This window comes from Amycolatopsis sp. (assembly GCF_036008905.1).
In the GTDB taxonomy this organism is placed as follows: Bacteria; Actinomycetota; Actinomycetes; order Mycobacteriales; family Pseudonocardiaceae; genus Amycolatopsis.
Genome location: NZ_DASYMU010000188.1, coordinates 1 through 14,915, shown reverse-complemented (window position 1 = coordinate 14,915; position 14,915 = coordinate 1). Strand labels below are relative to the sequence as shown.

14 protein-coding genes and 1 pseudogene are annotated in these 14,915 nt (G+C 68.1%); 12 read left to right on the top strand and 3 right to left on the bottom strand.

Features of this window, described 5'->3' with window-relative positions; all coding sequences use genetic code 11:
• Positions 1 to 3: 3 nt before the first annotated feature.
• The 5 genes from VGP60_RS31155 to VGP60_RS31135 all read left to right on the top strand — a co-directional run bounded on the left by VGP60_RS31155 (position 4) and on the right by VGP60_RS31135 (position 4,803).
• A complete protein-coding gene (locus VGP60_RS31155; protein WP_327551721.1) occupies positions 4 to 987 on the top strand; it encodes an amidohydrolase family protein in 984 nt (327 codons plus the stop codon).
• Between the two features lie 84 nt (positions 988 to 1,071).
• Positions 1,072 to 2,226, top strand: coding sequence for a glycogen synthase (gene glgA / locus VGP60_RS31150; RefSeq protein ID WP_327551720.1), 1,155 nt, complete (start codon positions 1,072 to 1,074; stop codon positions 2,224 to 2,226).
• Positions 2,226 to 3,440, top strand: a complete 1,215-nt coding sequence (gene glgC / locus VGP60_RS31145) for a glucose-1-phosphate adenylyltransferase (RefSeq protein ID WP_327551719.1) — start codon at positions 2,226 to 2,228, stop codon at positions 3,438 to 3,440. The genes glgA and glgC overlap by 1 nt, the downstream gene beginning before the upstream one ends.
• 507 nt (positions 3,441 to 3,947) lie before the next feature.
• The gene (locus tag VGP60_RS31140) at positions 3,948 to 4,340 is read left to right on the top strand and encodes a DUF5313 domain-containing protein (RefSeq protein ID WP_327551718.1); all 393 of its coding nucleotides are present in this window, start codon (positions 3,948 to 3,950) and stop codon (positions 4,338 to 4,340) included.
• Positions 4,341 to 4,347: 7 nt separating this feature from the next.
• The gene (locus VGP60_RS31135) at positions 4,348 to 4,803 is read left to right on the top strand and encodes a MarR family transcriptional regulator (protein ID WP_327551717.1); all 456 of its coding nucleotides are present in this window, start codon (positions 4,348 to 4,350) and stop codon (positions 4,801 to 4,803) included.
• Here the strand turns inward: VGP60_RS31135 and VGP60_RS31130 are convergent.
• Together VGP60_RS31130 and VGP60_RS31125 are read right to left on the bottom strand one after the other, a co-directional pair.
• On the bottom strand, positions 4,800 to 5,771 hold the full coding sequence (locus VGP60_RS31130) for a MaoC family dehydratase (protein WP_327551716.1): 972 nt from the start codon (positions 5,769 to 5,771) through the stop codon (positions 4,800 to 4,802). The genes VGP60_RS31135 and VGP60_RS31130 overlap by 4 nt on opposite strands.
• Positions 5,768 to 6,631 carry a CoA ester lyase gene (locus tag VGP60_RS31125; RefSeq protein WP_327551715.1) on the bottom strand — a complete coding sequence of 288 codons (864 nt, stop codon included), beginning with the start codon at positions 6,629 to 6,631 and terminating at the stop codon, positions 5,768 to 5,770. The genes VGP60_RS31130 and VGP60_RS31125 overlap by 4 nt, the downstream gene beginning before the upstream one ends.
• 27 nt (positions 6,632 to 6,658) lie before the next feature.
• Between VGP60_RS31125 and VGP60_RS31120 the strand changes: the two genes are divergently transcribed.
• The 3 genes and pseudogenes from VGP60_RS31120 to VGP60_RS31110 all read left to right on the top strand — a co-directional run bounded on the left by VGP60_RS31120 (position 6,659) and on the right by VGP60_RS31110 (position 8,488).
• Positions 6,659 to 7,819, top strand: a complete 1,161-nt coding sequence (locus VGP60_RS31120) for an acyl-CoA dehydrogenase family protein (protein WP_327551714.1) — start codon at positions 6,659 to 6,661, stop codon at positions 7,817 to 7,819.
• A gap of 85 nt (positions 7,820 to 7,904) precedes the next feature.
• Positions 7,905 to 7,964 (top strand): annotated as a pseudogene (locus VGP60_RS31115) (TetR/AcrR family transcriptional regulator); the annotation flags it as partial.
• A gap of 62 nt (positions 7,965 to 8,026) precedes the next feature.
• Entirely contained in the window at positions 8,027 to 8,488 is a 462-nt protein-coding gene (locus VGP60_RS31110; protein WP_327551713.1) for a TetR/AcrR family transcriptional regulator, read from the top strand.
• A gap of 3 nt (positions 8,489 to 8,491) precedes the next feature.
• On the opposite strand, the gene VGP60_RS31105 is transcribed toward VGP60_RS31110, so the two are convergent.
• A complete protein-coding gene (locus VGP60_RS31105; RefSeq protein ID WP_327551712.1) occupies positions 8,492 to 9,202 on the bottom strand; it encodes a PaaI family thioesterase in 711 nt (236 codons plus the stop codon).
• Between the two features lie 177 nt (positions 9,203 to 9,379).
• Here VGP60_RS31105 and VGP60_RS31100 point away from each other — a divergent pair, with 177 nt between their 5' ends.
• The 4 genes from VGP60_RS31100 to VGP60_RS31085 are packed head-to-tail and all read left to right on the top strand — an operon-like array spanning position 9,380 to position 14,450.
• A complete protein-coding gene (locus tag VGP60_RS31100; protein WP_327551711.1) occupies positions 9,380 to 11,014 on the top strand; it encodes an ABC transporter substrate-binding protein in 1,635 nt (544 codons plus the stop codon).
• A gap of 3 nt (positions 11,015 to 11,017) precedes the next feature.
• Complete coding sequence (locus VGP60_RS31095; protein ID WP_327551710.1) at positions 11,018 to 11,974, top strand: ABC transporter permease; 957 nt, start codon at positions 11,018 to 11,020, stop codon at positions 11,972 to 11,974.
• Positions 11,971 to 12,858, top strand: coding sequence for an ABC transporter permease (locus tag VGP60_RS31090; protein WP_327551709.1), 888 nt, complete (start codon positions 11,971 to 11,973; stop codon positions 12,856 to 12,858). The genes VGP60_RS31095 and VGP60_RS31090 overlap by 4 nt, the downstream gene beginning before the upstream one ends.
• Positions 12,855 to 14,450, top strand: coding sequence for an ABC transporter ATP-binding protein (locus VGP60_RS31085; protein WP_327551708.1), 1,596 nt, complete (start codon positions 12,855 to 12,857; stop codon positions 14,448 to 14,450). Before VGP60_RS31090 ends, VGP60_RS31085 begins: the two co-directional genes overlap by 4 nt.
• Positions 14,451 to 14,915: the final 465 nt, after the last annotated feature.

Here is a 14,915-nt window from a genome sequence, read left to right as displayed (position 1 = left end):
ACCGTGCGCGTCGTAGATTCGCATTTCCACTGGTTCCCGCGCTCGCATTTCGAAACCATGGCGAACCGGTCCGGGCAGCCCCGCACCGAACGCGTCGGCGATGGCTACAAGTACTACTTCAACAATGGCAACAACTTCATCCCGCTGCCGGCCGTCTGGTTCGACCTCGACGCCGGGTTCGCCGTGGCGGATTCCGCGACCGGGCCGGACACCGTCGTCGTCTGCACCACCGGTGTCCTGGCCGGGCTGCTCGACCAGATGCCGATGCGGGAAGCCGTCGACGAAGCGTTCGCGTACAACGAGGAAATCGCGAAAGCCCAGCGCACGCACCAAGGCCGGTTCTTCGGCACCGCCGCCGTCCCGCTGCAGGACACCGCGCAGGCACTGGCCGTCCTCGACCACGCGATCGGCGACCTCGACCTGCGCGGGGTCAACCTGCCCGCGATGACCGGCGAGGAGCAGATCGACGTCGAGCGGCTGGAGCCGTTCTACACGCGCGTCGCCGAACTCGGCGTCCCGTTGATCATCCACCCGACGGACATCGCGTTCGGTGAGGTACTGACGGGCTACGCGGACGGCCTGCAACGATCGATCGGCAGGCTGCTGGATTCGAGCGTCACCGTGCTGCGGCTGGTGTTCAGCGGGATCATGGAACGGCACCCCGGGCTGAAGATCGTCCAGACCCACGCGGGCGGGCTGCTGCCCTACCAAGCGGGCCGCATCGACAAGAACGCGCGCATCGAAGGACTGCCCCGGCCGCCGAGCGAATACCTCAAGAGGATCTTCGTGGACACCGTGGCGCCGCAGGAGCTCACCATCCGGACGGCGGTCGACTTCTACGGCCCGGACAAGATCCTTTACGGCACCGATCACCCGTGCTGGAGCCCGCACGCGGCGCGCGACGTCATCGTGGAGGCCGGGCTCAGCGAGGAGGACCGGACCCGCGTGATGTCCACCAACGCCGAGGCCGCGTTCGACCTGACGTAGCACGCGGCGGTATACCACCAGAGTTCAAGATCGAGTCGGCTGCCAGACTGCACTCAGGCCGCGACTGCCCGTAGGGTTCCAGGCATGAAGGTCGGCCTGCTCACCCGGGAATACCCGCCGGACGTCTACGGCGGCGCCGGGGTCCATGTCGAGTTCCTCGCCCGCGAACTTCGCTCGCTGGTCGACCTCGACGTCCACTGCTGGGGGCCGGATCGCCCGGACGCGCACGGGCATTCCGACGTGCACGACTACCGGCAGCCCGCGTTCAAGACGATGGACATCGCCGTCTCGATGGCCGACGCCCTCGACGGACACGACCTCGCGCACAGCCACACCTGGTACGCGAACCTGGCCGGGCATCTCGCGAAGATGGCGTACGGGATCCCGCACGTGATCACCGCGCATTCGCTGGAGCCGTTGCGGCCGTGGAAGGCCGAGCAGCTCGGCGGCGGTTACGTGGTCTCGTCGTGGATCGAGCGCGACGCGTTCGAGCACGCCGACGCGATCATCGCGGTCAGCAAGGGGATGCGCGAAGACGTCCTCGCCGCCTATCCGTCGGTGTCGCCGGAGCGGGTCCACGTGGTCCACAACGGGATCGACGCCGCGCTCTACCAGCCGGATCCGAACACCGAGGTCCTCGAAGCGCACGGGATCGATCCATCGCGGCCGTACGTGCTGTTCGTCGGCCGGATCACCCGGCAGAAGGGCGTGCCGCATCTCGTGCGCGCGGCCGCCGCCTTCGACGAGAACACGCAAGTCGTGCTGTGCGCGGGCGGCGCGGACACGCCCGAGCTCGACGCCGAGTTCCGCGGCCTGGTCGCCGAGCTGCAGGAGAAGCGGACCGGGGTGCACTGGATCCCGGAGATGCTGCCGCGCGAGCAGGTCGTCCAGCTGCTCACGCACGCGGCGGTCTTCGCCTGTCCGTCGGTATACGAACCGCTCGGCATCGTGAACCTTGAAGCCATGGCGTGCGGGACAGCGGTCGTGGCGAGCGACGTCGGCGGCATTCCCGAGGTCGTCCAAGACCGCGTGACCGGACTGCTCGTGCACTACGACGAAAACGACACCACGGCCTTCGAAGCCGATCTGGCCGCGCGGGTCAACGAACTGGTGGGCAACCCAGACCGGGCGGCCGCGATGGGCATCGCCGGCCGCGCCCGTGCCGTGGGCGAATTCGGCTGGGCCGCGATCGCCGAGCGGACGGTCGCCATCTACGAGTCATGCGGGAGCGTTTCTTGATGGACGGATCGGACGTACTGGGCATCGTCCTCGCCGGCGGCGAGGGCAAACGACTCATGCCACTAACGGCGGACCGCGCGAAACCGGCGGTGCCGTTCGGCGGGGTGCACCGGCTGATCGACTTCGTGCTGTCGAACCTCGTGCACGGCGGCGTGCGGCGGATCTGCGTGTTGACGCAGTACAAATCGCACTCACTGGACAGGCATATCAGTACGACCTGGCGGCTGTCGTCGATCACCGGCGAGTACGTCACGCCGGTGCCCGCGCAGCAGCGTCTCGGGCCGCGCTGGTTCCAGGGCAGCGCCGACGCGATCCACCAGAGCCTCAACCTCGTCTACGACGAATCCCCCGCCTACATCGCGGTTTTCGGCGCCGACAACATCTACCGGATGGACCCCCGGCAGATGGTCGACGCGCATATCGCGTCGGGCGCGGGCGTCACCGTTGCCGGTATCCGCGTCAAGCGCGAGGAGGCGTCCGAGTTCGGCGTCATCCAGACGACCGACGGCACTCGCATCGACGCCTTCCTCGAGAAGCCCGCCGACCCGCCGGGCCTGCCGGGTTCGCCCGACGAGGCCTACGTGTCGATGGGCAACTACGTCTTCACCACGCAGGCTCTGCTGGACGCACTGCACGCGGACTCCACGAATGTCGAGTCGCACCACGACATGGGCCGCGACATCATCCCGGCACTGGTGAAGACCGGCGATGCGGCCGTCTACGACTTCAGCGGCAACGTCGTCCCCGGCGAGACCGAACGCGACCACGGCTACTGGCGCGACGTCGGTTCGATCGACAGCTACTACGACGCGCACACCGACTTGATCTCGACGTACCCGATCTTCAACCTCTACAACCGGCGCTGGCCGATCCTCGCGCACCCCGGCCAGCGGGCGGCGGCGAAGTTCGTCGAAGGCGGCACGGCGAACCAGTCGATCATCAGCCCGGGCTGCATCATCTCCGGCGCGCAGGTCGTCGACTCGGTGCTCTCCCCCGACGTCCTGATCGAAACCGGCGCCGTGGTGCAGGGCTCGGTGCTGCTCGACGGCGCCCGCGTCGGCGCCGGGGCCGTGGTGCGGCGGGCGATCCTGGACAAGAACGTCGTCGTCCCGCCGGGCGCGCATATCGGCGTCGACCTGGACCGGGACCGGCAGCGCTACCACGTCAGCCCCGGCGGCATCGTCGTCCTCGGCAAAGGCGAACGCGCCATCTAACCGGCCACGAGATGTCGCCATCTCGTGATCTCTCAGTTGCCAAGAGATCGCCACCTGTCGACAGATGGCGCCTGGGAGCTGATGTGACCCCAATGCGGCGTTGGGGGCGTTGAGTGCCTCCAACGCCGCATTGGGGTATCCCGTGGGCGCGCGCGGCTGGGTTCCGTCCCGGTTGACGTTCGCACGGCTGGTTGTGGGAACGCGAGCCCGTCCCGGCTTAGCCGGTGGCATGAACGGACCTTTCATCTCGTTTTTTGAGATGAAAGGTCCGTTCATGCCAGTCCTGAGGTTGGCGCGGCATCACTGTGTTTTCGGCGGCCCTGCGCGCTGTGGTTTTTTCGCCTGCCGCCCAACGGGATTACTGCGGTAGCCCGGGACCTGGCGTGCTCACGTTCTGAACGAAGAGTGGACCGGGTTTGTGGTTGGCCATACGGGGGCTTAGCCGTGGTTGCGTGGCGGCGCGCACACCAATGGTTTGTACACCAATGGTTGGCGTACACTCAGGGCATGGAAAAGCGTGTGAGGCCCAATCCCTTCCAGTGGCTTTGGTACGCGGTCGGCGGCAAGCTGCCGGACAAGCACCGAAGCTGGGTGCTGCACGACGTCACGACCAGTACGTGGTTGTGGCGGCACGGGGCACGGAGTTCCGTGCTGCTGTCACCGCTGATCTTCGGGTGGCTCCTGCTCCCCGCCCCGCTCGGCCTGCGCATGGCGCTGTGCCTGATGGCGGCGATCGTCGGCTACTTCTACTCGTTCGTCTACGCCGAAGAGAGCGGTGAGAACAGGCTGCTCAAGAACGGTTTCCCGAACGGCACCTTCAAACGCGTCCGCGCCGACGCCAAGGAAGCCGTCGAAACCGAGATCCGCGAACGCTACATCGCGCGCTATCGGCAAGGATGACCGGACCATGACCACAGAACGAATGCCAGAAGACCCCTTGTCACTGGAGCAGCAGGTCTGCTTCGCGATGGTCGTCGCCGCGCGGAACGTCGTCTCGCTGTACAAGCCGGTGCTCGAGCCCATGGGCCTGACCCACACCCAGTATCTCGTGATGCTCGCGCTGTGGGAGCACGCACCGCTGTCGGTCCGCGAGCTCAGCCGGCTTCTCCAGCTCGACCCGGGCACGCTGTCGCCTATGCTGAAGCGGCTCGAAAGCGCCGAACTCCTGGAGCGACGCCGGAACTCCGACGACGAGCGACTGTTGTCGGTGCAACTCACCGAACGCGGCAAGAAGCTGCGCGAGCAAGCCCTGCTCGTGCCGCCCGCGATCGTGGAACGCCTCGGCATGAGCATGGACGAGCTCAAGGACCTCCATGCCACGCTGACCAAGGTCATCGCGGCCACTGAGGAAGTCCCCGTCTAAGCCACGGCGACGACGAACCGCCAGTCCAGCACCTCGCCGACGCCGTCCGCGGAGACCCGCGAACGCAGATGCACCAGGCCGCCGACAGCCAGCGGTTCGACAGCTTCGACGATGACCGTGCTCCGCAGTGTGTCGCCTTCGTGCACCGGGCCGACGTGGTCGCAGCTGTACCAGCCCAGCACCGTGACGATCGTCGGCAGCGCCCGTGTGGCCTGCGAAAGCGCGACCCCGATCGTGTGCCCGCCATAGACCAACCTGCGCCCACCGGCGGCGGCGCCGTCGTGGTGGACCTTCGCGATGTTCACCGTCAGCCGCGCGAGTTCCGGTGCGCTCGACACCACGTCTCCCCCGCCGACTTCCCACGCCTGACCGGGTTCGAGCTCGGCGAACCGCGGGCCGCTGACGCGCCGCGCGAAGGTGTCGAGGTCCCAGCCGTCGATGGCCGCGGTGGAAAAGACCGCCTCTGTGCCCACGGAAGTCAGATCGTCGTCGTGGCCCGTCCGCGCGTCGGGATCGCGCAGCGGCAGCATCGCGCACCGCCAGAAGTCCAGCACCGGCCGGTCGAGCTGATCCACCGTGGTGATCCGCAGCGCGGCCAGCCCGGTCGGGTAGCGGCCTTCGCGGGGTTTGTTCTGCCCCAACGCCACCACCTCGGTCGACGTCCGCAGGGTGTCGCCGAGTTCGGGCGCGCGGCGGAACACCAGGCCGCGGTAGAACAGGTTCGCCTTGACGTGGTGGGTGACCACTGTGGACTGTCCGATCGCCAGATCCCAGACCAGCGCGGGATGGGCGAGCGACGCCGTCCCAGTGACCTCGGCACAGAGCGCTGCATCCAGTGGCAGGCTGAGCCTGTCCCCCACGATGGCCTGGTGCGTGCTCGCGTGCCCGCCGGTCAGGGTGACGCCCGGAGCGCCGAACCGCTGACCAACGGCTAGTTCGTCGAAGTACGGTCCCTCGGCGGTGTTCATGCTCGTGCCAATGTCCGCCGCGCAGACACGGCGAGAGCCTCGTCGATCATCTGCCCGTCCACCGAAATCGCGCCGACACCGCGCCCGTGGGCTTCGCCGAGGGCGTCGAGAATCCTTTGGGCGTAAGCGATCTCCTCCGCTGTCGGCGTGAACGCGGTCAGGATCGGCTCGATCTGACGCGGGTGGATGGCCCATTTCCCGTCGAAGCCGAGCCGCGCGGCCCGTTCGACACTCGCAGCGAACTCCGCGCCGGTGTCGACGGCGAGATACGGCCCGTCGATCGCCGCGATCCCGGCGCTTCGGGCGGCGACCAAGACGCTGTGCTGCGCGGGAAGCCAGGTGTCCAGGCCCGCGGCGGCGGATCGGCCCAGCGACGCGCCCAGGTCGGCGTACCCGAGGATCACCGTCCGCAGCCGAGGTGACGCCGTGACGATCTCCGCGAGATTCGCCAGCCCGGTCGCGGTCTCGATCAGCGCCTGAACCGTCACCGGCGTTTCCCGCCCCGACGCATGTTCGACGCCGTCGAGCAGCCTGTCCACGAACGCGAGATCACCGGCGGATTCGACCTTCGGCACCACGATCGAGCGCTCGGGACCGCCGGGCTGGGCGCAGGCCACGATGTCCTCGTGACACCAAGGCGTGCGCGGCGCGTTGACGCGGATCGCCACCCCCGGACGACTCGCCGAGGCCAGCCATTTCGCCACAGCGGCGCGAGCGTCTTCCTTCGCGCCCGGCGGCACCGAATCCTCGAGGTCCAGCACGATTTCGTCCGCGTCCGACTCGCTGGCCCGCTCGATCTTGCGCTCATCGCCGCCCGGCACGGACAGACAGCACCGGCGCGCGAGGTACGTTCCCGTCACGGCTTCAATCTACGAGAGGGGCGCGGCGTGAGCAGTCTGACCGAGGAAGAGCGGGCCATCGTCGACACCGTGCGCGAGTTCGTCGACCGCGAGGTCCGGCCGGTCGCACGCGAACTGGAACACGCCGACGAGTACCCGGGCAAGCTCATCGACCAGATGAAGGCGCTCGGGATCTTCGGTCTCGCCGTGCCCGAGGCCTACGACGGCTCACCGGTGTCCGCGCGCTGCTATGTGGGCGTCACCGAGGAGCTCGCGCGGGGCTGGATGAGCCTGGCCGGCGCGATGGGCGGACACACCGTGGTGGCGAAACTACTGCTGCTCTTCGGTACCGAGGAGCAGAAAACCCGGTACCTGCCCAAAATGGCGACCGGGGAGATCCGCGCGACGATGGCGCTCACCGAACCCGGCGGCGGCTCGGACCTGCAGGCGATGACCACGGTCGCGCGGCCGCACGCGGGCGGCTACCTGATCAACGGCGCGAAGACGTGGATCACCAACGCCCGCCGCTCACAGCTGCTGGCGTTGCTCTGCAAGACCGACCCGGACGCCAGCCCGCGGCACAAAGGCATCAGCATCCTGCTGGTCGAGCACGGCGAAGGACTCACGGTCTCCCGCGACTTGAGCAAGCTCGGCTACAAGGGCGTCGAGAGCTGCGAACTGTCCTTCGACGACTATCACGCCCCCGCCGACGCCCTGCTCGGCGGCGTCGAGGGCAAAGGCTTCGCCCAGATGATGAAAGGTCTGGAGACCGGGCGCATCCAGGTCGCGGCGCGGGCGCTCGGTGTCGGGCAGGCCGCGTTCGACGATGCCTTCCGATACGCCCAGGAGCGGGAGAGTTTCGGCGTGCCGATCTGGAAGCACCAGTCGATCGGCAACCATCTCGCCGACATGGCCACGAAACTCACCGCGGCCCGCCAGCTGGTGCTGCACGCCGCCGATCGTTACGACGCGGGCGAGCGCTGCGATCTGGAAGCGGGCATGGCCAAGCTGTTCGCCTCGGAAGCCGCCATGGAGATCGCGCTGGCCGCGGTACGCGTGCACGGCGGCTACGGCTACTCCACCGAGTACGACGTCGAGCGCTACTTCCGGGACGCCCCACTGATGATCGTCGGTGAGGGCACCAACGAGATCCAGCGCAACGTCATCATCGGCCAGCTGATCTCGCGGGGCGGACTGCCGCGCCTATAATCGAATCGTGAGTAGGTAACCCGACGATGCCGTCGGCTCGAAATCCGCGCGCACCCGGGAGCGGATCCTGGACGCCGCGGCCCACGTGCTGAGCCGGAAGGGCTACGCAGGTACCCGGCTCACCGACGTCGCCGATCAGGCGAAGTTGCAGGCGCCCGCGATCTACTACTACTTCCCGTCCCGCGAGGACCTGATCGAAGAGGTCATGTGGACGGGCATTTCGCTGATGCACACCCACGTCACCGAATCCTGGCCGCGCTGCCGGACGAAACCGGGCCGATGGGCCGGATCGACGCCGCGGTGGACGCGCATCTGCGGTACGAGCTGGAGATCTCCGATTACACGACGGCGTCGATCCGCAACGCCGGGCAGGTACCGGAAAACATCCTCGTGCGCTACTCCGCGGCAGCCACCAAGTACAGCGACATCTGGCGCCGGCTCGTGGCCGACGCCGGGCGCGCCGGGCTCCTGCGGCCGGAGCTCGAGGCCGGGGCGGCCCGCATGCTGGTGCTGGGCGCTCTCAACTGGGCCGTCGAATGGTGGAACCCGCGCCGCGGCTCACTCGACGTCGTCGGCCGGACGGCGCAGTCCATGGTGCGCAACGGTTTGGGGACCCCACAACCGACCGAAAAGAAGGCCGAGAAGAAACCGGTGACCACCGCCCGCTGAGCCTCAGTCGTGGGCCGCGTCCGGGGGCACCTGCGAGAGCAGTCGCTTGGCCTGGTCGGGCCGCAGCTGCAGGAAGTCGCCCTCGGCCTCGACAAGCTGAGCCTCGGGCTCGGCGGCCGTGGTGATCCCGCCCTTGACCGTGGTGCGCCTGCCGTCGACGGCGACCACCTCGGCCCACACGCGGATCGGCACGTCCAGCGGCACAGGCCTGCGGTAGCGCAGCGTGAGTCCGGTGGTGACGCCGGGTTTGTCGATCGACGAAGCCGCGTGCCCGAGCACCTGGTCGAGCAGCAGCGCGCTGATCCCGCCGTGGCCGTAGGTCGGCGGGCCTTCGTAGGCGAGCCCGAGCGTGCACTCCCCCACGGCGGTGCCCCGGGTCGTCTTCACGACCAGCGGCGGCGCGAGCGGGTTTCCCTCGCCGATCACCGGGTTGAGCATGCGCAGGCCGCCGACCAGGTTGTCGACGGCGGGCGGGCGCCCGACCGGGCGGGAATCCTCGGTCAGTGGCCCGGTGAGCTCGCGGACGGCTTCGGCCGCGTGGCGAATGGCTTCGGCAGGCACTTCGGTGCGCACGACGGCGTCGATGAGCTTGCGGAGTTCCCCACCCAGCTCGGCCACGGCCGCCCGCCGTTCGAGCAGCTCCGGCGTCTCCGCGACCTCTGGAAGCCCGAAGTCGTTGGCTCCCGGCACTTTCGCGACGGTTTCGGGCGCCATGCGTCTCCTCCAACTGCCGCAATCATTCTAATCCGAATTAGATTGCAGGTTAGCACTCGCATTCCGCCGCGGCAGTTTGCTCCCTTAACCGTTAGTTACGCAAACGAAACAAAATACCCGGACCAACCCACTAGGGTCGGCTACTGCATACAATCAGCTGACGGAAAGTAGCTGTCCATGCTCTTGCTCCGTACCCGGTTCACCCTGGCGGCCCTCGCGGCCCTCGTCCTGCTCACGGGTTGCGTCCCGATCCAGAAGGCCGCCGCCCGCGGGGACCATACCGACAACTATGGCGTCTCCCTCGCCGGTCAGCAGGTCGAACAAGGCGGCGACCTCGTGATGGGCCTGTCCGCCGAGCCCGACAAACTCGACCCGACGACGTCCAGTTCGCTCTACACGCGCTTCGTCATGTCGTCGATCTGCGAGAAACTCTACGACCTCGATCCGAACGGCCAGATCGTCCCGCAGCTCGCCACCGGCCTGCCCACGATCGCCGACGGCGGCCTCACCGTGACGATCCCCGTCCGCACGGGCATCGTCTTCGCCGACGGCAGCCCGTTCGACGCGAACGCCGTGCGCACCAGCCTCGAGCGCCATTTCACGCTGAAAAGTTCCCAGCGCACCAGCGAAATGGGGCCCATCGCGAGCATCGAGGCACCGGACGCGGGCACTGTCGTGCTCCGCTACAAACGCCCGTTCGCGCCGATCACCGCCGCGCTCGCCGACCGCGCGGGGATGATCATGTCGCCGGTCGCCCTCACCGCGAAGGGCGACAACTTCGGCGAAGCCCCGGTCTGCGTCGGCCCGTTCAAGTTCGTCAAACGCGTCCCGCAGACGTCGATCTCGGTGGCCCGCGACCCGCGCTACTACGACGCCGCGAACGTCCACCTCGACACGATCACCTACCGGATCATGTCGGACGCCAACATCCGCGCGGCGAACCTCCGCTCCGGCGACATCCAGGTCGCCGACACCATCTCCCCGCAGGACGTCGACGCGCTGATCAAGGACCCGGACCTGAGGGTGCTCCAGTCGAGTTCCCTTGGCTACCAAGGGATCACCATCAACACCGGCAACGTCGACGGCGCCGGGAAACCCCCGAAACCCCTCGATACCCCGCTCGGGAAGGACCCGCGCGTCCGCGCCGCGTTCGCCGCGAGCATCGACCGGCGAACCCTGGTCGACACCGTCTTCAACAACTGGTTCGAAGTGGCGTGCTCCCCCATCGCCCCGCAGACGCCGTACGCCTCCCCCGCGAGCAACGCCTGCCCGGCCTTCGACCCGCAGCGTTCGCGTCAGCTGCTCGCCGAAGCCGGCGTGCCGGTGCCGCTACCGGTGACGCTGCAGGTCAGCAACGAGCAGGACGCGCTCAGGTATTCGCAGGCGCTCCAGGCCAGCGTCGCCGAGGGTGGCTTCGACCTGCGGATCGTCCCGGTCGAGTACTCGACCCTGCTCGACGTCCAGAAACGCGGCGACTTCGAGCTCCTGCAGCTCGGCTGGTCCGGGCGAGTCGACCCGGACGCGAACACGTCGAGATTCCTGTCGACGACGTCGAGCGGCAATTACGGCGGGTTCTCCTCACCGGAGCTCGACAAACTGCTCACGCAGTCCGCGAAGCTCACCGATCCCGCGCAGCGCGCCGAGCTCTACGGGCAGGCCGTGCAGCTCATCCACCGCGAGAATCCGATCGTCTACACCTACCGGATCCGCAACATCACCGTGCACACCGCGGGGGTCGCCGGCATCCAGGTGTTCTCCGACGGCGTGGTCCGGCTCGGCAAGGCCGCCTTCGTTTCCGGCCGGGAGGGCTGATCCGTGTCCCGCTACCTGTTCCATCGCCTGTGGCAGTCCGCGCTCACGCTGCTGCTCGCCTCGATCGTCGTCTTCGTCGGAATCCGGGCGCTGCCAGGGGATCCGGCGACGAGCATGGCCGGCGAGGAGGCCGACGCCGCGACGATCGCCGCCGTGCGCGCCCAGCTCGGTCTCGATCAACCGTTGCCCGTGCAGTACTTCAAGTTCCTCGGCGACGCGGTCACCGGCGACTTCGGCAAGTCGATCCGAACCGGGACCCCGGTCAGTGACATGCTCGGTGCGACGCTGCCGGTCACGTTGCAGCTGGCCGTGTTCGCGATGCTGATCGCGGTACTGCTGGGGATGGGCCTCGGTGTCCTCGCGGCGGTGTTCCGCGGCCGCTGGCCCGAGTGGGGCGCGAACAGCTTTTCGCTGTTCGCCTTGTCCGTGCCCAACTTCTGGCTCGGGATCCTCGCGGTGCTCTATCTTTCGGTGCAGCTGGGCTGGTTTCCGGCGTCGGGGTACGTCTCGCCGTTCGAGAATCCGTTGCGCGGCTTGTATTACCTGACGCTTCCCGCGTTGATCCTCGGGCTTTCGCACGCGGCGGTCGTGCAGCGGCAGACCCGGGCGTCGATGGTCGAAACCCTCACCGCCGATTTCGTGCGCACCGCCCGGGCGAAGGGACTCGGCCGCGGCGCGGTGATCTTCCGGTTCGGGCTGCGCAACAGCCTGATCGTGGTGACGACGATCGTCGGCCTGCAGCTGGGCGGGCTGATCGCCGGTGCGGTGGTGACCGAGCGGATCTTCAGCCTGCCGGGCATCGGGAAGCTCACGCTCGATTCGGTGTTCACCCGCGACTACCCGGTGATCCAGGCCGTCGTGCTCGTCATCACGGCTTCCTACATCGTCATCAATCTCCTGGTCGACGCCCTCTACTCGGTGATCGACCCCCGTATGCGAGTCTCCGGGAGGGCCCGATGAGCACAGTCACCGAAGTGGTCGCGAAGCCGTCGGACCTGGGCCGCGTGCGCGGCCGCGTGACGCGCAAACTGCTGCGGAACCCGATGGGTGTCTTCGGCGGAGCACTGATCCTGATCGTCGCGCTGGCCGGGATCTTCGCGCCCTGGCTCGCGCCGTACTCGCCATCGGAAGTCCATTTCACGACGCCGTTCCAGCAGCCCGCGACCGTCGGTTTCGCGCTCGGCACCGACGACCTCGGCCGCGACATTCTGTCCAGGGTGCTCTACGGCGCGCGGGCGTCGCTCGAAGTCGGCGTGCTTTCGGTGCTGCTGGCGATCGTCGTCGGTGTCCCGTTAGGACTGTTGTCGGGCTACTGGCGCAAACTCGACGCCGTGGTCTCGCGGCTGGCCGACCTGATGCTGGCGTTCCCGTTCCTGATCATCGCGGTCGGCCTGGCCGCGATCAACGGCGGCGGGCTCACCAACGCGGCGATCGCGCTGGGCATCGCGAACATCCCGACGATGATCCGGGTGGTGCGCGCGGAGACGTTGCGGCTCAAGGAATCCGACTTCGTGCTCGCGGCGCACGCGATGAACGCGGGGACCTGGCGGATCCTCGGGCAGCACATCCTGCCGAACTCGCTGTCGGCGGTGATCGTGCAGGCCACCGTGATCATGCCGACCGCGGTGATCGGCGAGGCGATCCTGTCGTTCCTCGGCCTCGGGATCCGGCCGCCGGACCCGAGTCTCGGCATCATGCTCTCCGACGCCCAGCAGTACCTCTTCCGGACGGCGTGGCCCGGCGTGTTCCCCGGGGTCGCGATCGCGCTGATCTGCCTCGGGTTCAACCTCTTCGGCGACGCGCTGCGCGACGCCCTCGACCCGAAGACCGGAGGCAAGCGATGACGGAGCCACTGCTGGAATTGGACGACCTCGCGGTGTCATTCGGCTCCGTCGACGCCGTGCGCGGCGTGGGTTTCCAAGTACTGCCAGGACAACGCGTGGCCGTGGTGGGCGAGTCCGGCTCCGGGAAGTCGACGTCGGCGCACGCGGTGATCGGGCTGCTGCCCGGCTCCGGTCGCGTGACCGGCGGCAGCATCCGGTTCCGGGGCGAGGACATCACGCATGCCGACGAGAAACGGCGGCGAAGCTTGCGGGGCAAGGAGATCGGCCTGGTGCCGCAGGATCCGATGTCCAACCTCAACCCGGTCTCGCGCGTCGGGCGTCAGGTCGCGGAAACCCTGATCGTGCACGGACTCGCGACGCGGCGGGAGGCGCCGAAGCGTGCCATCGAGATCCTCGGCGAAGCCGGTTTGCCCGAGCCTGCCCGCCGGGCGAAGCAGTATCCACACGAGTTCTCCGGCGGGATGCGCCAGCGGGTCCTGATCGCCATCGCGCTGGCGTGCCGCCCGGATCTGCTGATCGCCGACGAGCCGACCTCCGCGCTCGACGTCACCGTGCAGCGCCAGATCCTCGACCATCTGGAGAAGCTGACCGACGAGCTCGGCACGGCGTTGCTGCTGGTGACGCACGATCTCGGGCTCGCCGCCGACCGCGCGGACCAGCTCGTGGTGATGTCCGAGGGCAAGGTCGTCGAAGCCGGGCCCGCGCGGCAGATCCTGACCGATCCGCAGCACGAGTACACCCGGCGGCTCGTGGCCGCGGCTCCCTCACTCGCCACCGCGCGCCGGACCAGAACCGTTTCAGCGCCTGCCGATGAACCGGTTCTGGTGGTCGACGGGGTGTCGAAGGAGTACAAGATCCGGGGGCACGGCAGCGTGCTGAAGGCCGTCGACAACGTGTCGTTCTCCGTGGCGCGCGGCCGGACGACGGCGATCGTCGGCGAGTCCGGCTCCGGGAAGACGACCACCGCGCAGATGGTGCTCGGGCTCGTCGGGGCGACCTCGGGCACGATCCGGCTCGACGGGTCGGAGATCGTCGGCCTGCGGGGCGCGCGACTGCGGGCGGCGCGCAAAGCCATGCAACCGGTCTTCCAGGACCCGTACGCCTCGCTCGACCCGATGTTCACGGTGGAACGGCTGATCGACGAGCCGCTGCGGGTCTTCGGCGTCGGCGACAAGACGTCCCGGCGTACCCGCGTCCAGGAGCTGCTGGACCAGGTCTCGCTGTCGACGTCGCTCGCGCAGCGGTATCCGAACGAGCTGTCCGGCGGGCAGCGCCAGCGGGTGGCGATCGCCCGCGCGCTGGCGCTGGGACCGGGGCTGGTCGTGTGCGACGAAGCGGTGTCGGCGCTGGATGTGCTGGTACAGGACCAGATCCTGCGCCTGCTCGCCACGCTGCAGGACGAGCTGGGGCTGAGCTACCTGTTCATCTCGCACGATCTGGCGGTGGTGCGGTCGATCGCGCACGACGTCGTGGTGATGAAGGAGGGCAGGGTCGTCGAGCAGGGCCCCACCGACGAGGTCCTGAGCTCCCCTTCCGACCCGTACACCCGGCAACTCCTGGACGCCATCCCCGGCGCCGGCATCTTCGGTTGACGCAGTGGCGGGTAAGAAGTCGGCGAGCAAAGGCGGTGTCATCTGTCGGCAGATGGCGCTGTCTTTCTGCTCGGCTTTGGGTGGTGGTTTTTGGTGGTTAGGTTTCAGGTGGTCCGGATGGATATTTTCGCTCCTCGCATCACCTTGGTGAGACTTGCGGCAGCGAAAACACCCATCCGGCATGGAACCTCTGCTCACCCCGCCGCCGGTGGTGACGCCGCCGTACTGCCACCGCTTCAGACCCGGGGTGACACTGGCAGAGGTCCCGGGCGGGCCGCTGGCCGCGATGACGATCGAGGTCGTCGCGGTCAGGCGGCCTGCTCATGGGGGAGAACATGGGCGAGGTTGCGGATCGGGACCTGCTCCTGATCCAGCCACTTGGGTGGGATGAACTCCGGGATCCCGTGCACCATCCGGATCGACCAGCCCCCGTGATGCACCTCCATATGGTGAAACAGGCACAGC